This is a genomic window from Streptomyces tibetensis (assembly GCF_040647715.1).
GTDB classification, from domain to species: domain Bacteria; phylum Actinomycetota; class Actinomycetes; order Streptomycetales; family Streptomycetaceae; genus Streptomyces; species Streptomyces tibetensis_A.
Genome location: NZ_JBEZCR010000011.1, coordinates 183,652 through 208,930 on the forward strand (window position 1 = coordinate 183,652; position 25,279 = coordinate 208,930).

Below are 25,279 nucleotides of genomic sequence, written 5' to 3' on the forward strand. Positions count from 1 at the left end.
ACCGGTCTGTGGAGGGCTGGGGGTCGGATTCGCCGCCGGTCCGGGGAGGGCTGGGGCTCGGATTCGCCGCCGGTCCGGGGAGGACTGAGCGGCGCATCTGCCGCCAAGTCCGCCAAGTCCGGCGAGGACCGAGGTCGTTCGAGCCTGTCCGGAAACCGGACCGCCGCGTCCGGTTATTCGCCCAGGGTTCGGAAAGCGAACGCCCCGGCAACACTTCGGTGTCGGGGCGTGCGCATGCCAGCCCGCGCCGCCCGGGGTGTCGGTGGCTCCCGATAGGCTGAACGCATGACGCGAGCCGACCACCCAACGGCCCCTCAGCCCGCCCCCGACGACGCCCTGGTCGCGGACTCCCGCGAGCGTGCCGTCCGCGCCCTGCTGCGACGACCGCAGCTGAAGCGGTTGTGGAGCGCACAGCTCGTGGGCGGCGTGGGGGACACCCTCGCCCTTCTCGTGCTGGTCCTCCTGACGCTCCAGGCAGCCGTTGCCGAAGGCTCGTTCGGAGGCGGCTACCGGGGCGCGGCGTTCGCAGTGGCGACCGTTTTCGGGGTGCGCATCCTCGCCACACTCCTCTTCGGCGCCGTTCTGCTCGGCCCGCTCACCGCCCTCACCTCGCAGGACGGCCCGCTCGACCGCCGCTGGACCATGGTGGGCGCCGACGGGCTGCGCGCGGCGCTGCTGATCGTCGCGCCCCTGTGGATCGACTGGACGCCCGGCAACGCACTGGCACTCCTCCTCGTCACGGCGTTCGTGACGGGGGTCGCCGAGCGGTTCTGGACGGTGTGCCGCGAGAGCGCGGCGCCCGCGCTGCTCCCCGCCCCGCCGCCGGAGGGGGCGACGGTCCGGCCGCTGCCCGACCACATGGACGCCCTGCGCCGCCTGTCGCTGCGCACCGGCTTCGCCGCGATCCCCCTGGCGGCCGTCGTCCTGGTCGTCGCGTCCCTGTTCAACAACCTGCTGGGCGCAGGTGTCGACTGGTTCGGCCAGCACCAGGCGGCCCTCGCCTCCTATGTGGCCGCCGGGCTGTTCGCCGCGTCCCTGTCCGTGCTGACCTTCCTGGAGCTGCCCGGCACACGCACCCCGCGCGCGCGGTCGCCGCTGGAGGGACTGCGCCGTCCGAAGACCACCACCGGCGCCGACAAGGGCCGCACCGGTGCGATGCCGCTGCTGGTCCTGTCCTGTGCGGCCGTCGCGGCTGCGGTGTCGGCCGCCGTCGCCGTTGCCGTGCTGCACGCCAAGGACCTGGGCGGCGGCCCGGTGCTCTACGGCCTGTTCGTGGCCGCGCTGACCGGCGGTGTGGTCGTCGGCATCCGCACGGCGCCCGCCCTCGTGCCCGCCCTGTCGCGCCGCCGGCTGCTCGCCTTGACGATCGCCTTCACCGGTGTCGCCCTGCTGGCCGCCGGGCTGGTCCCGGACGTCACCACGGTGCTGCTGATCCTCGCGCTGGCCGGCGTCGGCGCGGGCCTGTCCGCCAACATCGGCCACACCCTGCTCGACCAGGAGACCGAGGAGAGCCGGCGTGCCCGCACGACGGAGCACCTGCACGCGGTCGTCCGGGTCTGTGTCGCGCTCGGCGCGGTGATCGCCCCGCTGGTGGCGGCGGCGATCGGACCGCACCGGCTGGAGAGCGGCAAGTTCGTCTTCGCGCACGGCGGCGCGGCCTTCACGCTGATGCTGACCGGCGCCCTGCTGCTGCCCGTCGCCGCGCTGGTGCTGGCCAAGGTCGACGACCGTTCCGGTGTGCCGCTGCGGCAGGACCTGAAGGACGCGCTGCTCGGCGGCGACGACCCGGAGCAGGGGGCCGCGGCCTCCGGCTTCTTCATCGCCCTGGAGGGCGGTGACGGGGCCGGGAAGTCCACCCAGGCCGAGGCGCTCGCCGAGTGGATCCGCGCCAAGGGCCACGAGGTGGTGCTGACACGCGAGCCGGGGGCCACGCCGGTGGGCAAGCGGCTGCGGTCGATCCTGCTGGACGTGTCCAGCGCGGGCCTGTCGCACCGCGCCGAGGCGCTGCTGTACGCGGCCGACCGGGCCGAGCACATCGACACCGTCGTACGGCCCGCCCTGGAGCGCGGCGCGGTCGTCATCTCCGACCGGTACATCGACTCGTCCGTCGCCTACCAGGGCGCCGGCCGTGACCTGTCGCCGACCGAGATCGCCCGGATCAACCGCTGGGCGACGAACGGGCTGGTGCCGCATCTGACCGTGCTGCTCGACGTCGCCCCGGAGACCGCGCGCGAGCGGTTCACCGAGGCGCCGGACCGGCTGGAGTCGGAGCCCGCGGAGTTCCACGCGCGCGTGCGGGCCGGTTTCCTGACCCTGGCCGCCGCCGACGCCGGGCGGTACCTGGTGGTGGACGCCGGTCAGGAGCCCGAGGCCGTCACGACCGTCATCCGGCACCGTCTCGACCAGGTGCTGCCGCTCTCCGAGGCCGAGATCAAGGCCCAGGAGGAGGCACGGAAGAAGGCCGAGGAGGAGGCCCGCCGCAAGGCCGAGGAAGAGGCAGCCCGCAAGGCCGAGGAGGAGCGCCTGGAGCGCGAGCGCCAGGAGCAGCTCGCCAAGCTGCGCGCCGAGGAAGAGGAGCGTAAGCGCCGGGAGCTCGAGGAGGCGCAGCGCCGCGAGGCCGAACGGCAGGCGGAGGAGGCCCGGCGCCGGGCCGAGGAAGCGCGCAGGAAGGCCGAGGAGGAGCGGGCCCGGCTCCTCGCGGAGGAGAAGACCCGCGCCGAGGAGGAGGCACGCCGCAGGGCCGAGGAGGAGCGGCGCCGCAAGCAGGCCGAGGAGGAGGCGCGACTGCGTGCCGAGGCCGAGGCGCTCCGCCTGGAGAAGCAGCGCAAGGCCGAGGCGGCGCTGCTGCGGGCCGAGGAGGCCCGGCGGCTCGCGGAGGCGGCTGCCGCTGCGGCCGAGGTCGGCCCCAAGAGCTCCACTGCGAAGAAGGGCGCCGCGGGTTCGGCGGCCGCTCAGGACGCGGCGACCGTGCCCACACCGGTGGTGACACCGGGCGGTGCGGCCGACGACACGACCGTGCTGCGCCCCGTACGGGACGAGGAGCGGCGTGCGGACCGGGGCCGGGCCGCCGGTGAGTCCGACGCCGAGGTGACGGCCGAGCTGCCGAAGCCGCCGGTTCCGCTGGTGGGCGGGTCGGAGACGGAGACTCTGCCGCCGTTCTCGCCTCGCCCCGGGGACGACACCGAGGTGCTGCCGCAGGTGCCCGACCGGGACGCCTACGGCGCGGCCGACGAGACGGCGGTGCTGCCCCCGGTCCGGCCGGGGGACGCCGAGGAGACGGCCGTGCTGCCTCCCGTCCGGTCCGAGGACGCCGAGGAGACGGCCGTGCTCCCGCCCGTGCGCGGGGACGAACCGGCGGACCGGGTTCCGCCCGGGTACTTCCGGGAGGAGGCCCCGGCCGCCCGGCCCGACGGCACCGAGGACCGTACGCGGGAGATGCCCCAGGTCGACGCCGAGGGGACGCCGCGCCGCCGCCGGTCCGACTGGGCCGAGGAGACACCGCTGGACGACCTGCCCTCGCTCGCGGACGAGCTGCTCGGGCCGCACGACGACGAGCCGGACCAGGGCCGCGGGCGCCGGGGGAGGGGCGGCCGGGGGCGCTGAGGCCTCCGGCGCATCGACACGGCAGCTCGGGGGTCCGGGATCGGCCGGGGGTGCTGAGGCTCTGGCCGGTCGGCGCGAGGGCCCGGAGTCCGGACTCGGCCGAGGGTCCGAGGCCCGGCGGGCTGGAGCGCGGGAGCCCGGGGTCCGTACTCGGACGGGGTCCGTACTCGGACGGGGTTGGGCCCCGGCGGGTCGGCGCGCCGGCAACCCCGGGTCCGGACTGCGAGGTGGTCCGCCGGACGCCGTGCACCGGACGGGGTGGCGGGTGTTGTCAGTGGTCGCCCCCACAATGGGTTCCGCACAGCGGAACGTGACGGAAGGGCGGCGTGACCCATGACCGTGTGGGACGACCTCGTCGGGCAGGAGAGGGTGAGCGAGCAGCTGGCCGCTGCCGCCCGGGACGCCGACGCGCAGGTCACCGCGGCCGCCACCGCCGCCCCGCCGCCCGAGGCGTCGAAGATGACGCACGCGTGGCTGTTCACGGGGCCGCCCGGGGCCGGGCGGAACCAGGCGGCGCGTGCGTTCGCGGCGGCGCTGCAGTGCGTCAGCCCCGACCGGGCCCTCGGCGGCTCCCCGGGCTGCGGCTTCTGCGACGGATGCCACACGGCGCTCGTCGGCACCCATGCCGACGTCACCACCGTCGCCGCCGTCGGCACGCAGATCCTCGCCGACGACATGCGCGACACCGTCCGCAAGTCGTTCACCTCGCCGGCGAACGGCCGCTGGCAGATCATCCTCGTCGAGGACGCCGAGCGGCTGAACGAGAAGTCGGCCAACGCCGTCCTCAAGGCCGTGGAGGAACCCGCACCCCGCACGGTCTGGATGCTGTGCGCCCCCTCCATCGAGGACGTCCTGCCGACCATCCGCTCCCGCTGCCGCCACCTGAACCTGAGCACGCCGAGGGTCGACGCCGTCGCCGACATGCTCGTACGCCGCGAGGGCGTCGAGCCGGACGTCGCCGCCGCGGCGGCCCGCGCGACCCAGGGCCACGTCGACCGGGCGCGCCGCCTGGCCACCGACCCGGCCGCGCGTGAACGCCGCGCCGCCGTGCTCCGGCTGCCGCTGCGCGTCGAGGAGATCGGTGGCGCGCTCAGAGCCGCCCAGGAACTCGTGGACGCGGCCGCCGAGGACGCCAAGCAGCTCGCGGAGGAGACGGACGCCAAGGAGACCGAGGAGCTGAAGGCCGCCCTCGGCGCCGCCCAGGGCGGTCGCATGCCGCGCGGCACCGCGGGCGTGATGAAGGACCTGGAGGACAAGCAGAAGCGCCGCAGAACGCGCACGCAGCGCGACAGCCTCGACCTCGCCCTCACCGACCTCACGTCCTTCTACCGCGACGTCCTCGCCCTCCAGCTCGGCTCACGCGTGGCCATCGCCAACGCGGACGCCGAGGAGGCATTGGAGCGCCTCGCCCGCGGCAGCTCCCCGGAGGCCACGCTCCGCCGCATCGAGGCGATCGCGGCCTGCCGCGACGCCCTGGACCGCAATGTGGCGCCGCTGCTCGCGGTCGAGGCGATGACGATGGCGCTCAGGGCGGGCTGAGAGACCGGCAGGCGCCCCGGGGGGCCGGGCATGCCGTTGACGCGGTAACTCGTACGAGGCACGACGTGCACGCAGGGCACTCAGCCCGTCGCCCAGAGTTACGATCGCTGGATGGACACACGGCGTACCCCCCGTTCCGCCTCCGGCTCCGGGGGTCTCCACCGCAGGACACGCAACCGGGCCGAGACCGCCGTCGGTCTCCTCGCCACGGCCGCGCTGCTCGTCTCCGCCTGCTCCTCCGGAAGCGCGACGACCTCCGCCGCCTCCGCCGCCCAGGAGGCGGCCCTGGGCGCGCTGCCGAAGGCCACGCCCGCGGCGCTCTCCTCGTACTACGGGCAGAAGCCGGCCTGGCGGGACTGCGGTGCCCCCGGTTTCCAGTGCGCCACCCTGAAGGCACCGCTCGACTACGCCGAGCCGTCCGCCGGTGACATCCGGCTCGCCCTCACCCGCAAGAAGGCCACCGGACCGGGCAAGCGGCTGGGCTCGCTGCTCGTGAACCCGGGCGGGCCGGGCGGCTCGGCGATCGGCTACGTCCAGACGTACGCGGGCATCGGCTACCCGGCCGAGGTGCGGGCCCGTTACGACATGGTGGCCGTCGACCCGCGCGGTGTGTCCCGCAGCGAGCCCGTGAGGTGTCTGGACGGGCCGGGCATGGACAGGTACACGCGGACGGACATCACTCCGGACGGCGCGCAGGAGACGGACGGGCTGGTCGGGGCGTACCGGACGTTCGCCGAGGGCTGCGGCAAGGACGCGCCCCGGCTGCTGCGCCATGTGTCCACCGTGGAGGCGGCCCGGGACATGGACATCGTGCGGGCGGCGCTCGGCGACCGGAAGCTGAACTTCGTCGGTGCCTCCTACGGCACGTTCCTCGGGGCGACGTACGCCGGGCTGTTCCCCGAGCGGGCGGGACGGCTGGTGCTGGACGGCGCGATGGACCCGTCGCTGCCGGCCCGGCGGCTGAACCTCGAGCAGACGGCGGGCTTCGAGACGGCGTTCCGGTCGTTCGCGAAGGACTGCGTGCGGCAGTCCGACTGTCCACTGGGCGGCAAGGGCACCTCGCCCGAGCGGGTGGGAGCGAACCTCAAGGCGTTCTTCGAGAAGCTGGACGCCCGGCCCGTACGCACCGGTGACGCCGGTGGCCGCAGGCTCACCGAGTCGCTCGCCACGACCGGTGTGATCGCGGCCATGTACGACGAGGGGTCCTGGGAGCAGCTGCGCGAGGCGCTGACGTCCGCGATGAAGCAGAACGACGGATCCGGTCTCCTGGTGCTGTCCGACAGCTATTACGAGCGGGACGCCGACGGTGCCTACAGCAACCTGATGTTCGCCAACGCGGCGGTGAACTGCCTGGACCTGCCGGCCGCCTTCGACACCCCGGAGCAGGTGCGCGCGGCCCTGCCCGAGTTCCAGAAGGCGTCGCCGGTCTTCGGTGAGGGCCTCGCCTGGGCGTCCCTGAACTGCGCCTATTGGCCGGTGCACGCCACGGGGGAGCCGCACCGCATCGAGGCGAAGGGCGCGGCGCCCATCGTCGTGGTCGGCACCACCCGGGACCCGGCGACCCCCTACCGCTGGGCGCAAGCCCTGGCCGGCCAGCTCTCCTCGGCGCGCCTGCTCACCTACGAGGGCGACGGCCACACCGCGTTCGGCCGCGGCAGCTCCTGCATCGACAGGACGATCAACGCCTATCTCCTGCGCGGCACCCCTCCCACGGACGGAAAGCGCTGCTCATAGCCCTGCTGCCGGCCCCGGAAGGCCCGCCTCCGGGGCTGGTACGGAGCACCCTTCGAAACTGTGTAGACTTACCGTCGTTGCTGATCGCACCATAGTGCGGACAGCGCGCCGCCTTAGCTCAGATGGCCAGAGCAACGCACTCGTAATGCGTAGGTCTCGGGTTCGAATCCCGAAGGCGGCTCCATGGTAAACCCCAGGTCTTTCCTCTGGCCTGGGGTTTCTTGTTTTCGATGACCTTCCCATTCGGGCGTCCTTGATCGTCACCGCGCCGGTCGCAGTCGTGGACCGCTGCTTGGACCAGGTGATGGCCGCCGAGGCCCCGTCGGCGGTGATCCTGGCGCGCCTGCACGCCGGAGCTGGACGTGCTGCATGTCAGAAGTCAGCGTGGATCCGATCGAGCGCGGTCACCTCGGTCGTGTGTGTCGGCGGACGGGACGGCGACCGCCGCGTCCACTCGCGGATCAGCGTGAGCGCAGCTCCCGTAGGTGCGCCCGCTCCGACGGTGTGAGCGGCACATCCAGCCGCACCCGCTCAGGGTGGGCCGGTCCGGGCCCTCGCAGTGGCCGGGCCGACGCAGGCGCGGTCCCGCCCGAGCCGTCCGGATCCACACCCGTATGCATCGTTCCGTACGCCACCAAACTGCGGTATATCGAACGCAGCAGGCGGCGGACAAGAGACATCTCCATGGCTGGCTTCACTCCGGTCGTTGCGGTGACGGGCCATGCGCCGGGATCGTCCGAACCGGACGGTCGAAGAGGAACACAGACACGATCGAGAACCACCGGAACGCACTCCGCACACTCCGGATACGGGCCCGTGCACAGACGGCTTCCATGACACCGCCGACCGCACCGTACGGATGCGTCCCCGGCCGCCGTCTCACAGCAGGTGCGCGAACTCACCGCGCATCGACTCCGCCCAGTCCCCAAAAGTCCGCATCCCGGGGTGCAGGGTCCGTGCGCGATCCACGTCAGCTGTGGTGACGTCGGGATGGCGCCGGGTGAACTCCAGCATGTCCGCGATGGCGCGAGCATGGGGCAGTGGCAGTTCCCGGTAGGTCTCGTACGGGACGTCCCGGTAGGCGACCGAGACTCCGAGCACCCGGGTGAGCGCCGCAGCATAGGCAGCGGGCGGGAGCAGGTCACCGACCACCTTGACCACTTCGCCGTGCATCGTGCGCCCCGCCTCCAGTACAGCGGCCACCATCGGGCCGAGGTCGGCGACCGAGACGGCGGGCAGCGGCGTGTCCCCGTGCGGAAGCGCGAAGGCGAGCGAACCGTCCGGCTGTCTGCGCAGCCGACGGGCGGGCCAGTTCTCGTAGTACGTGGACAGATGGACCGTGACGACCGGCGCACCGCGTCCGCGCAGCTCCTCCTCCAGCCGGGCCTTGCCGTCGTGGTGCGGCAGGAACAGCTTGCCGCCACTGCGACGGTGAGCCTCGGGGAGGCTGCTGTACACCAGCGTCTCGGCACCGGCGGACAGCACGGCGTCGGCGGTCGTACGGGCCGCGTCGTACTCGCGCTCCTTGAGCGACCAGTAGTCGGTCACCAGGAACGCGGCCCGGACATCGGCCACCGCCCGGCGCACCTGTCGGTCGTCGGTCAGGTCGCAGGCGATCACGTCGGCGCCCGAGGCGGCCAGCGCGCTGGCCGCCGGCGACCGCGGGTCGCGGGTCACGGCCCGCACCGCCCAGCGGCCGGACCGCAGCAGGTGACGGGCTACGGAGCCGCCCTGCGCCCCCGTTGCTCCGGTGACGAGGACGACAGGTCGATCGGTCATGATTCCTCACCTACGAGTCGGTTCACCGCGCGCGGTGGCCGCCGCCCGGCGACGGCCACCGGCCGGTCAGGAAGTGGAGTTGACGGCGTCCAGCAGCAGCCGGGGCGTCTTGGCCCCGCTCAGCACTTCCTCCGGCACACTCACGCCGCGTTCCCGCTCGATTCGGGTCGCCGTTTCGAGGAGGGCGAGCGAGTCGTAGCCGAGGTCCTCGAACGGCGAGTCCAGAATGTCGCCGTCCAAGTCGACGCTCTCGTCCTCGCCCGCGCACTCCCGCATCACGCGCTTCAGGTCGTCGAGGGTGAGTTCAGTCATGTGGGTCACCTTCCGGTGGTTTCGTTGGAGGGGCGGAACGACTGCCGTGGCCGGTCGGCGCGGCGAACGACGACGGCGCTGTTGAAGCCTCCGTGCCCGCGGGCCAGCACCAGAGCCGCGTCGCCCGCGAGCGGGCGCGGCCGTCCCGTCACCAGGTCGATGAGGTGGGCGGCCGAGACGTGGCCGGCATCGGCGGTCGGAGGGATCAACTTGTCGCGGACCGCGAGCAGTGCCGCCGCCAGGTCGAGCGCGGAGGCCCCGGCGCCGGGCCGACCGGTCAGGGAGGTGATCGCGGTGACAGGGACCGCGTGCGGACCGAAGATCTCGGTGATCGCGGCGGCCTCCTGGGAGTCCAGCTCCGGTACGGCCGCGCCCTCGGCGAACACCGCGCCGATCGCCGACGGCTCGGTGCCCGCGTCTGCCAGCGCGGCCCGGGCGGCCCGGACCAGGCCGCCGGGCCGCCCAGAGCCGGGCGGCGGGTCGAAACAGGCCGCGTAGCCGGCCACTTCGCCGTAGTCGCGGATGCTGCCCCGGGCGCGGGCCGAGGCAGCGCTCTCCAGCACCAGCAGCGCACCGCCCTCGGCGGCGACCTGTCCGGTAGCGCGTTCCCCGAAGGGCAGGCAAGCGTCCTCGGGACGGTCAGCGGTGCTCAGCCGGTTGCCGGTCAGCTCTGCCACGTGCCCCCACGGACACAGTGCCGACTCCATCGCCCCGGTGAGGACTGCGGGCGTCCCCTTGCGCAGGATCCTGCGTGCGTGCCCGACCGCGTCCAGCCCGCCGGTCTGACCGGACACCAGGACTCCGCTGGGTCCACGCAGGCCGTGCCGGATGGAGATCTGGCCGGTGTTGACGGCGTAGAACCAGGCGAAGGACTGGTACGCACTGACGTGCCGGGGGCCCTTCGCCCATAGGCTCTCCAACTCCCGCTGGCCGAACTCGAATCCGCCGGCGGAGTTGGCGGTGACCACCCCGACGCCGTACTCGGGGAGCTCTGTCGGGTCCAGACCGGCGTCCCGCAGCACCTCGGACGCGGACGTCAGGGCGAGTTGGGTGACGCGGTCGGTCTGTGGCAGGAGGCGGCTGGGCAGGGTGGTGGCCGGATCGAAGTCGTCGATCTCGCCGGCCAGCCGGCTCGGGTAGCCGGAGGCGTCGAACCGGGTGATCCGGCCGATGCCACTGTGCCCTTCCAGGAGGCTTTGCCAGAAGGCCTCGGTGCCGCTGCCGTTGGCCGCCCTTACGTCGAGGCCCGTGACGAGGGCCGGGTCCCGGTGGCCGGTGGCCGGGGAGCCCGCCAGGGGTGCGTGGGTGGTCACTGGTCCACCATCCTTTCTGCGGGCGTCAGTCGGGCGATCGTGGTGGGATGCGGGTGAGAGCCGGGGTGATGGCCGGAAGTCATCGGCGGGCCGCTTCGGGCCGGGTGAGCACCATGGCGCTCTGGAAGCCGCCGAAGCCGCTGCCCACCGTCAGGACGGTGTCGAGACGCTGTTCCCGGGCGGTGAGCGGTACGTAGTCGAGTGGGCATTCCGGGTCCGCCTCGTGGAGATTGGCGGTGGGTGGTACGACGCCGTGTTCCAGGGCGAGGGCACATGCGGCGATCTCGATGGCGCCGATGGCTCCGAGCGAGTGACCGATCATGGACTTGATCGAGCTGACCGGGATGGTCCGGGCGTGCTCTCCGAGGGCGCGCAGGAAGGCGGCCGACTCGTGCCGGTCGTTCTGTGTGGTGCCGGAGCCGTGTGCGTTGACGTAGTCCACGGCCGTCGCGTCGACGCGGGCCTCGTCCAGCGCGCGGGTGATCGCCTCCGCCATCTCCCGGCCATCCGGGCGCAGTCCCGTCATGTGGTAGGCGTTGCTGCGCGAGGCATGACCGCCGATCTCCGCGTACACGTGGGCGCCCCGGGACCTGGCGTGTTCCCATTCCTCCAGCACCAGCACGGCGGCGCCCTCGCCGAGGACGAAGCCGTCCCGGGTCCGGTCGAAGGGCCGGGAGGCGGTCGCCGGGTCGTCGTTGCGCGGTGACGTCGCCCGGATCGCGTCGAAGGAGGCCACCGTGATCGGTGAGATCGGGGCGTCGGTGCCGCCGGTCAGCATGACGTCCGCGGTTCCTTCCCGGATGAGCTCGCAGGCGTGCCCGACGGCGTCCAGCCCCGAGGTGCAGCCGGCCGAGATCACCGCGGCCGGACCGAGGGCGTCCGCCGTCCATGCCACTTCGCGGGCCAGACTGCTGGGTACGAGGTAGTCCACCAGCTGCGGTACGGCGTGCCGGTGGTCGACGAGCCAGTCCCTGCCACCGTCGCTGACGACGGCGTACTCGTTCTCCAGGCTCATCGTGCAGCCGACAGCGGTGCCCATGGACACGCCGGTCCGCTCGGGCACCAGGGTCGAGTCGGCGGCGAAGCCCGCGTCGGCGAGCGCCTCCCGCGTGCAGACCACGGCGAACTGGGCGGCCCGGTCCAGGCGCCGGATCTCCCGTGGTGAGAAGCCGGCGGTCAGCGGGTCGAAGGCACACTGCGCGGCGATGCGCGACCGGTAGGGCGTCGCGTCGAAGAAGGTGAGGGGGCCGGTCGCGGTCCGGCCGGAGGTGATCAGTGACCAGAACTCCTTCGTTCCGTTGCCGCCGGGTGCGACGACGCCGATGCCCGTGACGGCGACCCGGCGACTCACTGGGATCCGCCATGGGCCCGGACCGTGGGACGGCCGGATTCGTACGTGCCGGGACCTTCTGGCAGCTGATGCTTCGGGCGGTTCCGCCGAGGTGCCGTATTCCGGGCCGCCCCCGTCAAAGGCTGTGTGCTGTCCATCGAATCGACCCTCTCCCGTGCTCGGGCGGTGGCGTTACGCGTCCCCGTGGATGACACGGGGACGCGGATCATCCTTGGCCGCGCCGCTGGAACTGGACTAGGAATCCGGTGGAGGCGGGGCCGGGCCGGGGGAGAGGTCGCCGCGTATCATGACGGCGAGCCGCTCCGTTTCATCGGCCCGGTCCCCATATGCCGTCAGCGATCCGAAGGTCACATCCGCATGACCGCCCAGCCCGCCGCGTCCCTGGGGGATTTCAGCACCCTCTTCTCCCTGGCGGGGCGTTCCGCCCGGATCCGTGCCGAGCGCCTGCTCAATGATTTCGGGCTGCACGCCGGACAGCAGTTCTTCCTGGGGTGCCTGTGGGAGTCGGACGGAAGCACGGTCGGAGAACTGGCCCGGCGGGTTCGGGTCGAAGCTCCTACAGCGACGCAGGCCGTCAAGCGCCTGGAAGTGGCGGGCATGGTGCGGCGCACCGCGGACGAACAGGACGCCCGGCGCAGCCGGGTGTGGCTGACACCGCTCGGCCGGAGCACCTGGCCGATGGTGACCGCCGCCCTCGCACAACTGGAGCAGGAACTTCTCGCGCCGTTCGCGCCGGAGGAGCGCGAACAGTTCATGTCCTTCCTGATGCGGCTGTACGAGGCGTCCCGGCCGACGGACGGATCCGGCGCCGGCTGAGCGGCGGTGGCAGTTCCAGCGCGGCTCCAGCCGCCCTCCAGACGGGCCGGGGAGGCTGAGGGTCCCTACGCGCGGAGGAGGTCCGATGCCGCACACCGGCACCGCATCGCTCGACACGGAACGGCTGTACAGCGAGGTCTCACATTTCTACGCTCGGCAGATGCAGGCGCTCGACGACGGGCGGACCGACGAATGGGCGGAGACCTTTACCGAGGACGGCGTCTTCGTACTGCACGGCGGCCATGACCGGGCGGTCGGCCGTGCGTCGCTCGCCGCAAGCAGCGCCAAGGCGCGCGCCGCGCTCGCTGAGCAGGGCATCAGGCACCGGCACTGGCTCGGCATGCTGACGGTGGAGCCCCGGCCGGACGGAAGTGCGGCGGCCCGGTGCTACGCGCTGGTCGTCGCCACCCCCCTCGGAGGTACTCCGATGCTGCACCGCAGCACGGTATGCGAGGACGTGCTGGTGCGCGACGGTGCGGGTGTCTGGCTGGTGCAGCACCGTCAGGTCAGCAGGGACGACCTGGTCTGACGCCGGTGCGCGGGCTCCGAATCACTTCGGGGCCCGCGCACCGGTCCGAAAGGAAGGTTGTGGTCAGCGGGCCGGCTCATACGGCTTGCCGACGCCCGGGAGCCGCAGGTTCTGCGGGGTGGCGTTCGAGAGTATGGCGCTCTGCAACTGCTGGAGGAACCAGGCGGGTTCCATGCCGAGTTCGTTCGCGAGAGATCGGCGCAGCCGCTTGTACACATCCAGTGCGCAGGAGCGCCTACCGGACCGCCACAGCGCCCGCATGTACTGGGCGTGCAGATTCTCGTGGAAGCGGTGGTGGGCGGCGAGCGTGGCGAGTTCGTCGAGGAGTTCCTGATGCCGGCCGAGTCTCATCTCGGCGTCGATGCACAACCCGAGATTGGTCAGCCGGAGTTCCTCCAGCCTGGTCGTGTGGGCGCTGAGCAGCTGGCCGGTGTCGACATCGGCCAGCACGCGGCCCCGGTACTGAGCCAGCGCTCGGCGCAGCAGGATCACGCCCCCCGCGTCGTCACCCTGACTTATCGCCTCCCGGCCCTGTTTGGCGAGTTGGTCGAAGCTGTACAGGTCGAAGGCGTCGTCGGGGATGCGAAGCATGTACCCGGGCCCCGCCGTCACCAGGCACTCGCCGGCAGCGGGGTCCGCGCGCTGCAACAGCCTGCGCAGCGTCAGGATATATGTCTGGAGTGTCGTTTTGGCGCTCGGTGGCGGCTGGTCCTCCCACAGTTCGTCCACCAGGTCCGCGACCGGGACTATCTGGTTGCAGTAGACGAGAAGTAGCGCCAGGACTTTTTTCGGTTTCGGTGCGCTGGGAACGCAGAATATCTCACCGAAATGTAATTCCAGAATTCCCAGTAGGCCGACGGAAAATTCCACGTTCTGCCCCCCGTGTGCGTCACCTGAGTCGAGCTGCGTGTCTGCTTTTTCCCCAGATTCCCGACACCGCCCGAGCGCTGCGCGTGCGATGCCTTACGTTGCAAGTTACCCGTAAATGGCGCCCGATATTCGAGCGTATGGGCGAATGATTCCAGCGGCGGCGATAAGCGATCCGAACGTTGCTTGCGCCAATGACGTGGTGCCGGTTTTTTCCAACAGGCAGCGGTCGCTTCGGTACGACTCTGTACGCCGCTTGTGTCGCCGGCCGGGCCGCCGTCGAGCAGCCCGGCCGGGCGGCATCACCTCAGCCCAGGATGCGCTGCAGCGCTTGGTGCACGCATCGGTCGGCGAGCGCGGTGACCGTCAGCGCCGGCGGCACCGTGGCCATGGTTCCCGGGATGAGCGAGCTGTCGATCACGTAGAGGTTGTTGTAGCCGTACAGCCGGCCGTCGGGCCGGCAGGCCTGGCCCAGTACGACGCCACCGAGCGAGTGGGAAGTGGTGTCGGCGTTCAACCGCAGTGTGGAGGTGCCGGGGTTGGCGGCGTTGATCCGGTCCACGGTGGCCGTCACCGCCTGGGTGGCACGTACTGCTGCGGCCCCGCTGCTCGGCCAGGTCAGGGAGACGGCGTCGGTGGACGCGTCATAGCTGAAGTACCCGTCGGCGGAGCAGGTGGTCATCGCGAGGGCACCGAGCGCTCCGGTACCGTCCGCGGGCGGCCTCGGCCACGGGAAGTTGATCATCGTGACGGGTTCATACGGGTTGTCGAGGTCCTGGGCGACGATGCCCGACGGGCCGCCCTGGGTGGGGTTGTTCCAGGGCATGCCGACCCGTACCGTCTGACGGTCGCTGTTGGTGCCCCAGCCCCTGCCCACCGAGGCGCGCAGGGCGGGCAGGCTGCCACGGTCCCGGGCGCGCACCAACAGCCGGCTCGTGCCCAGAGAACCTGCCGCGAAGAAGACGTGCTCCGCGTTGTACTCGGGCCGGGCCACCACGGCGCCGGTGTCGTCGATGCGCTCGCACCGCACCAGATAGCGGCCGGCCGAGGGCACCACGTCCACCACTCGGGTCAGCGTCCTGACCGAGACCCGGCCGGTGGCCTCGGCGGCCGCGAGGATGGTCCGGTCGACGCTGCGCTTGGCACCGCTGTTGGCACCCCAGATGGAGCGGGCGATGATCAGCGACGCCTCCCTGGTGCCCGCCTGCTCCTCGCGCACCGTCTGCCAGTCCACCGCCATGTCGGCCCGGAACGGGGCGAGTCCCGCGGCCGTGGTCTCGGCGGTGAACGAGCGGGCGGCGGTGTAGTGCGTGGACTTGTACACGTCGTCCGGCATCGGTGCCGGACCGATCAGCGAGCGGGCCCTGGCGTACCACTGCTCGCTCATCTCATCGAAGTCGATATGGGTGCCGAACGCCCGGTTGAACGCTGCCTTGGAGGGCTTGAGCATGACGGCGTTGTTGACCAGCGAACCGCCGCCGACGCCCGCGCCGGCCAGGGCGATGACCCCATCGGCCTGGACGGCCTCGAGCACCCCGGGGTACACGTCGAGCTGCTGGCTGACGAAAGGGCTCCAGGAGTTCAGCCAGGAGGCCCGGCCGTCCGGTGCCGCGGGGGTGGCGAAGGTGCCGCCCTGCGCGGTGATCGGCCACCGCCTGCCGCGTTCCAGGACCACGGAGTCCAGCCCGGCCTGCGCGAGCCGGAGCGCGGCGACGCTGCCGGCGTAACCACTGCCGATGATCAGTATCTTGACGGATTCCGCGGCGGCGGCAGACCGCAGCGGAAGGACTCCGAGCGCGGTACCTGCCGCGACACCGGTGAGGAAGCGGCGACGGGAGAGCCCGTTTCTGCCTGACATACCACTCCTTGCTGAGCGAAGAACAGGTGCTGGGACGGGCGGCGGCCGACGATCCGGCCGCCCGGCCGCCACCGCGCTCAGTGCGTCGGTCGACGAGGCCGAGCTGTAGGCCGCCGAGGCCCGCGTGCGGGCCCGAGGCGGGGCCCGGCATGGTGGGCCGCCGCACGGAGGGCACGGCGGCGGTCAGGGGGTCAGCGTTTGCGGGCGATGGTCAGGCCGTCGGCGAGAGGCAGCATCACCACCTCGACCCGCGGGTCGGACGCGAGCGCGGGGTTGAACTCCCGCAGCGCTGCGGCGTTGCCGGTCACCGGTTCGTCACCGAGCACACGGCCGCCGTACAGGACGTTGTCGAAGACGATCAGACCGCCCGGCCGGGTCCGGACCACCAACTCCTCGAAGTAGGCGGCGTAGCCGGTCTTGTCGGCGTCCACGAAGGAGAAGTCGACGCTCTCCTCGCGCGGCAGGGACCGCAGGGTCTCCAGGGCGGGGCCGATACGCAGCTCGATCCGGTCGGCCAGTCCGGCCGACTCCCACCCGTCCCGGGCGATGCGCGTCCACTCCTCGCTGGTGTCGCAGCACAGCAGATGTCCGTCGGCGGGCAGGGCGCGAGCGATCGACAGCGAGGAGTACCCGGTGAAGGTGCCCACCTCGATCGCCCGCCGGGCACCCGTCAGCCGGGTCAACAGGGTTATCAGGGCGCCCTGTTCGGGCGCGATCCGCATGCCGGCCTTGTCGCCGGTCTCCTTTTCGGTGCGCACCACCAGGTCGTGGTGGGCGGGCAGCGGTGCGATGCCGCTGGCGACCACGTAGTCGACGACCTCCTGGGTCGCCTGCACCCGCATCGGCTGGTCGGCAGGAAACTCCATCCCCACTCCTTCATCGCGTCCCCCTGGCCCCGGCGGACGCCAGGACGTGGACAACCTAGGAGCGGCCGCTGGAGAGGCGCTTGAAAACCAGTCCACGTCCGCGACAGCGCTCCACCCGTGTTCGAGCGGGCCTCGACCGGCTCGCGGCAGCCTCGCTGGCGACGCCGGGCACCGGCCCCACGCACCGGCACATCCCCCCCGAGGACGCCGCGCAGCGGCCAGGAACGAGGAGCGAGATGCCTGCCAGCGATACCAGCACCCCGGCGGACCGGCGTACGGCCCTGATCACCGGCGCCACCAGCGGAATCGGGCTCGCGGTCGCCCGCGCCCTGGCCGCCGGCGGACTACGGGTCTTCCTGTGCGCCCGTTCCGCGGAGAACGTCGCCGCGACCGTCAAGGAACTGCGTGCCCAGGGTTACGAGGCCGACGGAACGACGTGTGACGTGCGCTCCCGCGCGGAGGTGACGGCGCTGGTCGCCGCAGCCGTCGAGGCGTACGGACCGATCGACGTCCTGGTCAACAACGCCGGCCGCAACGGCGGCGGCGTCACCGCCGAACTCCCCGACGAGATCTGGTACGACGTCGTCGACACCAACCTCAACAGCGTCTTCCTGGTGACCCGGGAGGTCCTGTCAGCCGGCGGGATGCTCGGCCGACCGCGAGGACGCGTCGTCAACATCGCCTCCACCGGGGGCAAGCAGGGCGTCGTCCTGGCCGCCCCGTACTCCGCCTCCAAGGCCGGCGTGGTCGGCCTGACCAAGGCCCTGGGACTGGAACTCGCCGCCTCCGGAATCACCGTCAACGCGGTCTGCCCCGGTTACGTGGAGACGCCCATGGCCGAGCGGGTGCGCCGGGCCTACGCCGAGGCGTGGAACACCGGCGAGGAACAGATCCGCGAGCGCTTCGAGGCCAAGATCCCACTCGGCCGCTACACCACCCCCGAGGAGGTGGCCGCCATGGTCGGCTACCTCGCCTCGCCGGCCGCGGACGCGGTCACCGCGCAGGCGCTCAACGTCTGCGGCGGCCTCGGCAACTACTGACCCGCCCGCCGCCCCCTTCGGAAGGTGTACACCGTGTCCCAGAGCACGCCCCGAACCCTCACCGCCCCCGCCCCGGACGTCGTCGTCGGCCCTTCTCGGCGCACGCCGGGCGAGCGGCCCGGTGACCCCTCCAGCGTCGACGTGGCGCACACAGTCGCCGTACCAGCCGCTCCGGCGGTCGTCTTCGCCCTGCTCGCCGATGTCGAGCGGTGGCCGCTGATCTTCCCGCCCACCGTGCACGCCCGCTTCCTGGAGCGGGCACCGGACGACGGCGGCCCGGAACGGCTGCAGCTGTGGGCGACCGCCAACGGCGGGGTGCGCACCTGGACGTCCCGCCGGGTGGTCGACCCGGTGCGGCATCGCATCGCCTTCGGTCAGGACCGCCCGGTGGCACCGATCTCGGCCATGGGCGGGGAGTGGATCGTGCGCGCGGCGCCCGGCGGCAGCGAGGTGGTCCTCACCCACTCCTACGCCGCGGTCGGCGACGACACCGAGACGCTCGCCTGGCTGGAGAAGGCGGTCGACAGCAACAGCCGCGCAGAGCTGGCCGCACTGGCCGAGGCGGCCTCGGACGCCGCAACCGGCCGGGAGACCGGCTTCACCTTCCGTGACAGCCTGCACATCGACGGCACCGCGGCCGCGGTCCACGCCTTCCTGGACCGCGCCGAGCACTGGGTGGAGCGGCTCCCGCACGTCGCCCGGGTGGAGCTCACCGAGGATCTGCCCGGCGTGCAGATTCTGGAGATGGACACCCGGACCGCCGACGGCTCGTCCCACACCACCAGGTCGGTCCGGGTCTGCGCGGCGCCCCACAGCATCCACTACAAGCAGCTCCTCACCCCGGCCCTGCTGCGCGTGCACACCGGCAGCTGGCTGCTGACGGAGGACGACGAGGGCGTCACGGCCACCGCCGAGCACACCGTCGTACTGGAGACGGACGCCATCGGCAGGGTGCTGGGAGCCGCCGCCACCGAGGAGCAGGCCCGGGCCTTCGTCCAGGACGCGCTGAGCCGCAACAGCTCGGCGACGCTGCGGCAGGCCAAGGCCTTCGTGGAGGGGATGCCCGGTGCCTGACCTCCTGGACGGGCTCCCGGCCCGTGCCGATCTGCTGCTGCGGGCCGCAGCCCGACGGTCGGGCGACCACCCCGCACTCGTCCTCGGCGGCCGTACCGTCACATACGCGGAACTCGACGCGGCGGTGGACCGGTGCGCCGCGCTGCTGCGGGAGCGGTTCGGCGCGGGGAACGCGGTCATCGCGATCGGGGCGGATCTGCACCCCGACGTGGTGATCGCCTACCACGGCGCCGTGCGCAGCGGGAACCTGGCTCTTCCGATGGTCCCGCTGCTGCGCGAACAGCAACTGCAGTACGTGCTGGAGGCGTCGGGCGCGCGGGCCGCGCTGGTCGGCGCCGACCTCCACGCGCGGCTGAGCCGGGTAGGAGGCGGGCTGCCCGGGCTGGAGCTGATCGGGGTTCTCGGCGAGGACCCGGGGGAGGCCGGTCAGGGGGCGCCGCGTTTCGCGGACCTGCTCGACGCCGCCGGTCCCGGAACACCCGAACACCGCGGGGACCCGGACGATCCGGCCGCGCTGCACTTCACCAGCGGCACCACGGGGATGCCCAAGGCCGTCGTACTCAGCCACCGCAACGTGACGGTCAACGCGGTGCAGACCGCCCGGGCGCACGGTCTGGACAGCGCCTCGGTCACCCTCGTGCACTTTCCCAGCTATCACCCCATGCACATGAACTCGGCGCTCGCCGCCGGAGCGACCCAGGTCCTGGTGCCCGCACCCGATCCGGTGGAGGCGATCGAACAGGCCCGCGCGCACGCAGCCAGTCACGTGTACTCGCTGCCCGCCCGGCTGACCCGGCTGGCCGCTCATCCCCGGCTGCCCGAACTGCGGTTGCCGGACGCCCGGATGATCGCCTCCGGCGGTTCCGCACTCGCGCCCGCTCTGGCCGACAGGCTCTCCCGGCATTTCGGCGTCCCCGTGGTCCAGGGTTACGGGCTGGCCGAGACCTCGCCCCTGACCCACTTCGACCGGCCCGGCCACCATCGTCCCGGCTCGGTCGGCACCCCGGTCGAGGGGACCGAGCACCGGGTGGTGTCCCTGGACGGACGAGGGCCGCTGCCGCCCGGCGAGAACGGGGAGATCCAGGTCCGAGGTCCTCAGGTGATGCGCGGCTACCTCGACGCGGGGCACGGCCCGGCAGTCGACGCCGACGGCTGGCTCGCCACCGGTGACGTCGGCCGGATCGACGCCGACGGCAGGCTGTACCTCACCGACCGCATCAAGGACGTCTTCAAGTGCGACAACTGGCTCGTCTCGCCCACCGAGATAGAGGCCGCCCTCGCCGAGGACACGGCGGTCGCCGACAGCGTCGTACTCGACCGGCCGCACCCGGTGTCCGGCGCGGTCGCCCATGCCCTGCTCGTCCTCACCGAACCGGACCGCCCCGGAGAGGCCGAGCGGATCCTGGGCCGGCTCAACGCCCGCTTGCCCTACTACAAGCAGATCCGCAGTCACGAGGTCGTCGCTCGGCTTCCCCGTACCCCCAACGGCAAGATCCCGCGGCGCGAGCTGCGGGCTTCCTTCCACGCACGACTCGACGGAGGTTCCCCGATGGTGATCCTGATCAACGAGTTCATCCTGACCTCGGCGCCCGAGGAGTTCGAAAAGGTCTTCGAGGCCAGCTCGGTGTACATGCGCAAGCAGCCCGGGTTCATCGACCACACCCTGATCCGCTCACTGACCAACCCGAACGTCTACACCAACATCGCGCGCTGGGCGGACGCGGCGGCTCACATGCAGGTCGTGCAGTCCGAGGGCTTCCAGGAGCACATCCGGGACCTCGCGGGGGTCGCCAAGGCCACGCCGCAGCTGCACAGCGTGGTGTCGCACGTTGAACGCGGCTGACCCGCTGGGCCTGGCCGGCGCCCGGGTGCTGGTGGCCGGGGCGACCGGACTGGTCGGCGGCGCGGTGGTGCGCGCCTTCGCCGCGGTGGGCGCCGACGTCGTGGTGCACGGCCGCGACGAGAAGGTGGCACGCGCTTTCGCCGACCGGATCACTGCCGAACACGGCGTCCAGGCGCATGCGGTGACCGCCGACCTCACCGTGCCGGACGGCCCCGAAGCGCTGCGTGCGGGACTCGACGCGGCCGGGGTGGACCGGCTGGACGTCCTCGTCAACTGCGTCACCGGTTATGACGGACGACCCCGGCCGGCCGCTGCGCTCACCGCCGAGGAGTTCCGCGCGCTGCTGGACTCCGACCTGGTCGCGGTCTTCCGCCTCGTCACCACCGTGCTTCCGTTCCTGGCCGCGGCCGGGCGGTCTCAGGTGGTGCTGTTGTCCTCGCTCGCCGGGGTCCGCGGCCGGCCGGCCGCCGCCCATCTGTGCGCGGTGAAGGCGGGGGTGGCCGGTCTGACCCTGGCCCTGGCGCACGATCTGGCGGGCGAGGGGGTGCGGGTCAACTGCGTCGCCCCCGGCCCTGTGCAGAGGCCCGGGGTCACGCACACCGGGCCACTCGGTCCCGGCATCGTCCCCACCACCTCCGATGAAGTGGCGGGCTGCGTCCTCGCGCTCGCCTCCGACCTGTCCACCCCCGTCAACGGCCACGTCCAGGTGGTCAACGGCGGCCGGCCATGACCAAGCGAAGGCGGTTCCGCACATGAGCGAGCATCCCCCGCACGACACCCCGGACAACGCCGACCCGGCCCCGTGCCTCTTCCCGGCAGGCCGGATCGCGCTGGTCACCGGAGCCTCCCGCGGACTCGGCCGGGCCGTCGCCCACCGGCTGCGCGCAGGCGGCTGCCATGTCTACCTCAACTACGCCACCGACGACGCGGCCGCCGCCGAGGCCGTCGAGGCGGCGGCGGATCTGCCGGGAAGCACCACAGCGGTCAAGGGGGACATCCGCTCGGCCGAGTTCCTGGCGGGCCTGCTCGACCGGATCCGGGACGAGCACGGGCAGTTGGACATCCTCGTGCACAACGCCGCCACCATGCACCCGATGCTCCCGGTGGCACCGGAGGTCGGCACCCTCTTCGACGAGATCGCCCTCGCCCTCAACCCGCTCCTGCACGGCGCGGGCACGATCGCCAAACTGATGCCTGAGGGCGGCCGGATCATCGCCGTCTCCGGCAACGGAGCGTTCGAGGTGATTCCCCACTACCTCGCCACCGGAGTCGCCAAGGCGGCGCTGGAGAACCTGGTGCGCTATCTCGCCGTCGACCTGGCACCGTTCGGTATCACCGTGAACGCCGTCTCCACCCATCTGCTCGACAAGGGGGAGCACACATCCAACAAGGCCATCGCCGGGCTGCTGGCGTCCCGCACCCCCAACGGGCGTCTCACCCGCCCCGAGGACGTCGCCGATGTGATCGCCCTGCTGTGCGCGCCGGAGGCCGCCTGGATCCAGGGGCAGGTAGTGGTGGCGGACGGCGGCCTGGGCCTGCGGGCCTGAGGGGCGGGCATGGACATCGAAACCGACGTCTGTGTGGTCGGCGCGGGCCCGGCGGGTCTGACGCTGGCCCTGCTGATGCTGCGTTCGGGCGCCCGGGTCACGGTCGTGGAACGCACCCGTTCCTTCGAGCGCGAGTATCGGGGCGAGATCCTCCAGCCCGGCGCGATGACGCTGCTGGACGACCTGGGCATCCTCGCCGGTGCGCGCGCCCGCGGCGGTTACGAACTGGGCCGCTTCCAGCTCCTGGAGAACGAGCGCCTGCTCATGAATATCGACTACGGCACCCTCCCGCCACCCTACGGCTTCCTGCTGAGCCTGCCCCAGCAGCACCTGCTGAAGGAGCTGTTCGAGGCCTGCTCCCGGCATCCCGGCTTCGCCTACCTGGAGGGCTGCGGCATCCGGGAGCTGGTCGGCGACGGGAACGCCGTCACCGGCATCGTGTGCGGCCAGGGCGAGCGACGGCGCCGGATCGCCGCCCCGGTCACGGTCGCCGCGGACGGCCGGTACTCCAAGACCCGGCAGCTGGCCGGAATCCGACAGCATCGGCTGGACGCCTTCGCCCACGACATCCTGTGGTTCCGGGTGCCGGCCGGGGACCGCCGGGACCGTTCGGTGCGGGTGCACCGCACCGCCGGCGATCCGGTGCTCATCTACGACTCCTACCCGGACTGCGTGCAGATTGGCTGGACCCTGCCGCACAACGGCTACCGGCGGATCGCCGAGGAAGGAGTGGAGAGACTGCGGACACGGATCGCGCGGGCGGTCCCGGCGTACGCGGATCAAGTCCTGGAACGGGTCACGAAGCTCACCGACCTGACCCTGCTCGACGTCTTCTCCGGCTATGCCGAGGAGTGGACCGCCGACGGACTCGTCCTGCTCGGCGACAGCGCCCACACACACAGTCCGATCGGAGCCCAGGGCATCAATCTGGCGGTACAGGACGCCGTTCTGCTGCATCCCGTCCTGCTGACGGCACTGCGGACCGGCGACTTCGGAAAGGAGGCGCTGTCGGCCTGGGTCCCCGCCCGCCGCAAGGACATCGAGAAGGTCTTCGCCCTGCAGGCCAGGCAGAGCAAGGCGATGCTCGGCGGCGGAGGCCGGATCGCCGGGGCGGTGCGGCCGTTGGCGGCCCGCGCCCTCGCGCACACCCCGCTCTACGGCAAGATCCTGCGCGCCATCGCGTTCGGGGCCCGGCCGATCACCGTGCGCTCGGACCTCTTCGAAAAAGCGGAACCGACACGACGGGAGGCTGCCGAGGCATGAGAATCATCGATCTGTCCTCGCCCATCGACGCATCGTTCTGGGAGCCGGACGAGGTCGTGCACCGGGTGCTGGACGCGCACCAGGCGGCCCTGCACGTCCGCGACGAGATGAAGGAGCACTTCGGCCTGGAACTCGACCCGGACGTCTTCCCGGACGGCGCCTTCCTCACCAACGACTACCTGACGCTCACGGCGCACACCGGCACCCATGTCGACGCCCCCGCCCACTACGGCCCGGCGGAGGGCGGACGCGTCCCCCGGACCATCGACCAGATGCCGCTGGACTGGTTCGTGCGGCCGGCCATGGTGCTGGATCTGCGTGACGCCGCTACGGGCGCCGTCGGGGTCGAGCACCTGGAGCGCGAGTTCGCGCGTGTGGGGCGACGGCCGCGGCCGCTGGACATCGTCCTCCTGTACACCGGCGCCGACCAGCACCTGGGCAAGCCCGAGTACTTCACCGAGTTCACCGGGCTCGACGGGCCGGCCACCCGGCTTCTGCTCGGCCTGGGCGTGCGGGTCATCGGCACCGACGCGTTCAGCCTCGACGCGCCCTTCACCCACATCATCCGCGAGTACCACCGCACCGGGAACCGGGACGTGCTGTGGCCGGCCCACTTCGCCGGGCGTCGGGAGGAGTACTGCCAGCTCGAACGGCTGGCCAACCTGCAGGACCTGCCGTCCTCGACCGGATTCACCGTCAGCTGTCTGCCGGTGAAGATCGCCGGGGCCGGTGCGGGCTGGTCGCGGGTGGTGGCACTGATCGAGGAGTGAGACACCGGCCGGCACGCGGTGGAACGTCCCGGGGGCCGGCTCCGCGATCACCTGACAGGCATTTAGTTAGTCGACTATATTTCGAACGGTGCGGGCCCGGACCCGCAGCGTTTGTGGCGTGCACCCTGCGCCGGTTCCCTCGCACTGCTCGACGGACGGGCAGCAGAAAGGCATTCATGGAGAACAGGAAACTCGGTTCCGCAGGCCTCGGCGTCTCGGCCCTCGGCCTCGGCAGCATGGGGATGGCGGGAGCGTACGGGGCGGCGGACACCGACGGGGCCGTTGCCACCATCCGCCGGGCTCTGGATCTCGGAGTCACTCTGATCGACACGGCCGACTTCTACGGGCCGGGCACCGCCGAGAAGACAGTGGCCCAGGCCATCGCCGGCCGCAGGGACGACGCCGTGGTCGCCACCAAGTTCGGCATGCGGCGTCCCGCAGCGGGACCGCCCTACATCGACGGCAGCCCCGAATACGTCCGCCAGGCCTGCGAAGCCTCCCTGCAGCGCATGGGCCTGGATCACATCGACCTCTACTACCTGGCTCGGCTGGACCCGAAGGTCGACGTCGAGGAGACCGTCGGCGCCCTTGCCGAACTCGTCAGCGAGGGCAAGGTGCGGCACATCGGTCTCTGCGAGGTCTCCGCGCGCACCCTGCGGCGGGCCAACGCGGTCCACCCGATCGCGGCGTTGCAGACCGAGTACTCGCTGTGGGAACGGCACGTGGAGGAGGAGATCCTGCCCACCTGCCGTGAACTCGGCACCGGCTTCGTGGCCTACAGCCCGCTCGGCCGCGGCTTCCTCACCGGAGCCTTCGACAGCGCCGACGACCTGGACGAGGACGACCAGCGCCGCAACCACCCCCGGTTCCAGAGCGAGAACTTCGATCACAACCGCACCATGGTGCGCGCGGTCGAGGAACTGGCGGGGGAGAAGGGCGTCAGCCCCAGCCAGCTGGCGCTTGCCTGGGTGCTGGCGCAGGGCGGTGACGTGGTGCCGATCCCCGGCACCCGGCGCATCGCCCACCTGGAGCAGAACGTCTCGGCCACCGAGATCAGGCTGACCGACGAGGAGGTCACCCGGCTCTCCGACCTCTTCCCGGTCGGCGCCACGGCCGGGCTGCGCTACCCCGCGCACTTCATGCGGACCATCGACCAGAGCTGACGCCCGCTCAAG

At 72.0% G+C, this 25,279-nt stretch carries 21 protein-coding genes and 1 tRNA gene; 14 read left to right on the forward strand and 8 right to left on the reverse strand.

Translation table 11 applies throughout. From position 1 onward, the window contains the following. The first annotated feature begins 285 nt into the window (after nt 1-285). From tmk to AB0B29_RS28105, 4 genes are all read left to right on the forward strand, one after another. Nucleotides 286-3,603 carry a dTMP kinase gene (gene tmk, locus AB0B29_RS28090; RefSeq protein ID WP_362244244.1) on the forward strand — a complete coding sequence of 1,106 codons (3,318 nt, stop codon included), beginning with the start codon at nt 286-288 and terminating at the stop codon, nt 3,601-3,603. Nucleotides 3,604-3,936: 333 nt separating this feature from the next. Then, nucleotides 3,937-5,142 carry a DNA polymerase III subunit delta' gene (locus AB0B29_RS28095; protein WP_362244245.1) on the forward strand — a complete coding sequence of 402 codons (1,206 nt, stop codon included), beginning with the start codon at nt 3,937-3,939 and terminating at the stop codon, nt 5,140-5,142. A 111-nt stretch (nt 5,143-5,253) separates the two neighbouring features. Then, the gene (locus tag AB0B29_RS28100) at nt 5,254-6,876 is read left to right on the forward strand and encodes an alpha/beta hydrolase (protein ID WP_362244246.1); all 1,623 of its coding nucleotides are present in this window, start codon (nt 5,254-5,256) and stop codon (nt 6,874-6,876) included. Between the two features lie 107 nt (nt 6,877-6,983). Further along, nucleotides 6,984-7,060 (forward strand) — tRNA-Thr (locus AB0B29_RS28105). 277 nt (nt 7,061-7,337) lie between these two features. Here the strand turns inward: AB0B29_RS28105 and AB0B29_RS28110 are convergent. The 5 genes from AB0B29_RS28110 to AB0B29_RS28130 form a co-directional block, all read right to left on the reverse strand. Next, complete coding sequence (locus AB0B29_RS28110) at nt 7,338-7,562, reverse strand: DUF6059 family protein (protein ID WP_362244247.1); 225 nt, start codon at nt 7,560-7,562, stop codon at nt 7,338-7,340. Nucleotides 7,563-7,755: 193 nt separating this feature from the next. Beyond that, a complete protein-coding gene (locus tag AB0B29_RS28115; RefSeq protein ID WP_362244248.1) occupies nt 7,756-8,655 on the reverse strand; it encodes an NmrA family NAD(P)-binding protein in 900 nt (299 codons plus the stop codon). A 66-nt stretch (nt 8,656-8,721) separates the two neighbouring features. After that, complete coding sequence (locus AB0B29_RS28120) at nt 8,722-8,967, reverse strand: acyl carrier protein (protein WP_362244249.1); 246 nt, start codon at nt 8,965-8,967, stop codon at nt 8,722-8,724. 5 nt (nt 8,968-8,972) lie between these two features. After that, the gene (locus AB0B29_RS28125) at nt 8,973-10,280 is read right to left on the reverse strand and encodes a beta-ketoacyl synthase N-terminal-like domain-containing protein (RefSeq protein WP_362244250.1); all 1,308 of its coding nucleotides are present in this window, start codon (nt 10,278-10,280) and stop codon (nt 8,973-8,975) included. A 79-nt stretch (nt 10,281-10,359) separates the two neighbouring features. Next, entirely contained in the window at nt 10,360-11,631 is a 1,272-nt protein-coding gene (locus AB0B29_RS28130; protein WP_362244251.1) for a beta-ketoacyl-[acyl-carrier-protein] synthase family protein, read from the reverse strand. A gap of 357 nt (nt 11,632-11,988) precedes the next feature. Here AB0B29_RS28130 and AB0B29_RS28135 point away from each other — a divergent pair, with 357 nt between their 5' ends. Together AB0B29_RS28135 and AB0B29_RS28140 are read left to right on the forward strand one after the other, a co-directional pair. Then, nucleotides 11,989-12,447 (forward strand): MarR family winged helix-turn-helix transcriptional regulator, encoded by a 459-nt coding sequence (locus AB0B29_RS28135; RefSeq protein ID WP_362244252.1) that lies wholly within the window; start codon nt 11,989-11,991, stop codon nt 12,445-12,447. 85 nt (nt 12,448-12,532) lie between these two features. Then, nucleotides 12,533-12,976, forward strand: coding sequence for a nuclear transport factor 2 family protein (locus AB0B29_RS28140; protein ID WP_362244253.1), 444 nt, complete (start codon nt 12,533-12,535; stop codon nt 12,974-12,976). 63 nt (nt 12,977-13,039) lie between these two features. Here the strand turns inward: AB0B29_RS28140 and AB0B29_RS28145 are convergent, their stop codons facing one another. The 3 genes from AB0B29_RS28145 to AB0B29_RS28155 all read right to left on the reverse strand — a co-directional run bounded on the left by AB0B29_RS28145 (nt 13,040) and on the right by AB0B29_RS28155 (nt 16,567). Beyond that, nucleotides 13,040-13,846, reverse strand: coding sequence for an AfsR/SARP family transcriptional regulator (locus AB0B29_RS28145; protein ID WP_362244254.1), 807 nt, complete (start codon nt 13,844-13,846; stop codon nt 13,040-13,042). Nucleotides 13,847-14,150: 304 nt separating this feature from the next. Continuing rightward, nucleotides 14,151-15,701: a GMC oxidoreductase gene (locus tag AB0B29_RS28150; protein WP_362244255.1), complete on the reverse strand. Its 1,551-nt coding sequence runs from the start codon at nt 15,699-15,701 to the stop codon at nt 14,151-14,153. A gap of 191 nt (nt 15,702-15,892) precedes the next feature. Beyond that, entirely contained in the window at nt 15,893-16,567 is a 675-nt protein-coding gene (locus AB0B29_RS28155) for an O-methyltransferase (protein ID WP_362244256.1), read from the reverse strand. Between the two features lie 236 nt (nt 16,568-16,803). Here AB0B29_RS28155 and AB0B29_RS28160 point away from each other — a divergent pair, with 236 nt between their 5' ends. The 8 genes from AB0B29_RS28160 (at nt 16,804) to AB0B29_RS28195 (ending at nt 25,267) form a co-directional block, all read left to right on the forward strand. Continuing rightward, a complete protein-coding gene (locus AB0B29_RS28160; RefSeq protein WP_362244257.1) occupies nt 16,804-17,607 on the forward strand; it encodes an SDR family NAD(P)-dependent oxidoreductase in 804 nt (267 codons plus the stop codon). A 33-nt stretch (nt 17,608-17,640) separates the two neighbouring features. Beyond that, complete coding sequence (locus AB0B29_RS28165) at nt 17,641-18,681, forward strand: aromatase/cyclase (RefSeq protein ID WP_362244258.1); 1,041 nt, start codon at nt 17,641-17,643, stop codon at nt 18,679-18,681. After that, nucleotides 18,674-20,524, forward strand: a complete 1,851-nt coding sequence (locus tag AB0B29_RS28170; RefSeq protein ID WP_362244259.1) for an AMP-binding protein — start codon at nt 18,674-18,676, stop codon at nt 20,522-20,524. Before AB0B29_RS28165 ends, AB0B29_RS28170 begins: the two co-directional genes overlap by 8 nt. Beyond that, on the forward strand, nt 20,511-21,254 hold the full coding sequence (locus AB0B29_RS28175; protein ID WP_362244260.1) for an SDR family NAD(P)-dependent oxidoreductase: 744 nt from the start codon (nt 20,511-20,513) through the stop codon (nt 21,252-21,254). Before AB0B29_RS28170 ends, AB0B29_RS28175 begins: the two co-directional genes overlap by 14 nt. Nucleotides 21,255-21,276: 22 nt before the next feature. Next, nucleotides 21,277-22,071, forward strand: a complete 795-nt coding sequence (locus AB0B29_RS28180; protein WP_362244261.1) for an SDR family oxidoreductase — start codon at nt 21,277-21,279, stop codon at nt 22,069-22,071. Nucleotides 22,072-22,080: 9 nt separating this feature from the next. Beyond that, on the forward strand, nt 22,081-23,334 hold the full coding sequence (locus AB0B29_RS28185; RefSeq protein WP_362244262.1) for an FAD-dependent monooxygenase: 1,254 nt from the start codon (nt 22,081-22,083) through the stop codon (nt 23,332-23,334). Continuing rightward, nucleotides 23,331-24,104: a cyclase family protein gene (locus tag AB0B29_RS28190; protein WP_362244263.1), complete on the forward strand. Its 774-nt coding sequence runs from the start codon at nt 23,331-23,333 to the stop codon at nt 24,102-24,104. Before AB0B29_RS28185 ends, AB0B29_RS28190 begins: the two co-directional genes overlap by 4 nt. Before the next feature lie 176 nt (nt 24,105-24,280). Beyond that, nucleotides 24,281-25,267: an aldo/keto reductase gene (locus tag AB0B29_RS28195; protein ID WP_362244264.1), complete on the forward strand. Its 987-nt coding sequence runs from the start codon at nt 24,281-24,283 to the stop codon at nt 25,265-25,267. Nucleotides 25,268-25,279: the final 12 nt, after the last annotated feature.

Excerpts from the sequence above, each read along its gene's own strand:
- tmk (WP_362244244.1), top strand. The coding sequence starts at position 286 with ATGACGCGAGCCGACCACCCAACGGCCCCTCAGCCCGCCCCCGACGAC.
- AB0B29_RS28095 (WP_362244245.1), top strand. The coding sequence starts at position 3,937 with ATGACCGTGTGGGACGACCTCGTCGGGCAGGAGAGGGTGAGCGAGCAG.
- AB0B29_RS28100 (WP_362244246.1), top strand. The coding sequence starts at position 5,254 with ATGGACACACGGCGTACCCCCCGTTCCGCCTCCGGCTCCGGGGGTCTC.
- AB0B29_RS28110 (WP_362244247.1), bottom strand. The coding sequence starts at position 7,562 with ATGGAGATGTCTCTTGTCCGCCGCCTGCTGCGTTCGATATACCGCAGT.
- AB0B29_RS28115 (WP_362244248.1), bottom strand. The coding sequence starts at position 8,655 with ATGACCGATCGACCTGTCGTCCTCGTCACCGGAGCAACGGGGGCGCAG.
- AB0B29_RS28120 (WP_362244249.1), bottom strand. The coding sequence starts at position 8,967 with ATGACTGAACTCACCCTCGACGACCTGAAGCGCGTGATGCGGGAGTGC.
- AB0B29_RS28135 (WP_362244252.1), top strand. The coding sequence starts at position 11,989 with ATGACCGCCCAGCCCGCCGCGTCCCTGGGGGATTTCAGCACCCTCTTC.
- AB0B29_RS28140 (WP_362244253.1), top strand. The coding sequence starts at position 12,533 with ATGCCGCACACCGGCACCGCATCGCTCGACACGGAACGGCTGTACAGC.
- AB0B29_RS28150 (WP_362244255.1), bottom strand. The coding sequence starts at position 15,701 with ATGTCAGGCAGAAACGGGCTCTCCCGTCGCCGCTTCCTCACCGGTGTC.
- AB0B29_RS28155 (WP_362244256.1), bottom strand. The coding sequence starts at position 16,567 with ATGGAGTTTCCTGCCGACCAGCCGATGCGGGTGCAGGCGACCCAGGAG.
- AB0B29_RS28160 (WP_362244257.1), top strand. The coding sequence starts at position 16,804 with ATGCCTGCCAGCGATACCAGCACCCCGGCGGACCGGCGTACGGCCCTG.
- AB0B29_RS28180 (WP_362244261.1), top strand. The coding sequence starts at position 21,277 with ATGAGCGAGCATCCCCCGCACGACACCCCGGACAACGCCGACCCGGCC.
- AB0B29_RS28185 (WP_362244262.1), top strand. The coding sequence starts at position 22,081 with ATGGACATCGAAACCGACGTCTGTGTGGTCGGCGCGGGCCCGGCGGGT.
- AB0B29_RS28190 (WP_362244263.1), top strand. The coding sequence starts at position 23,331 with ATGAGAATCATCGATCTGTCCTCGCCCATCGACGCATCGTTCTGGGAG.
- AB0B29_RS28195 (WP_362244264.1), top strand. The coding sequence starts at position 24,281 with ATGGAGAACAGGAAACTCGGTTCCGCAGGCCTCGGCGTCTCGGCCCTC.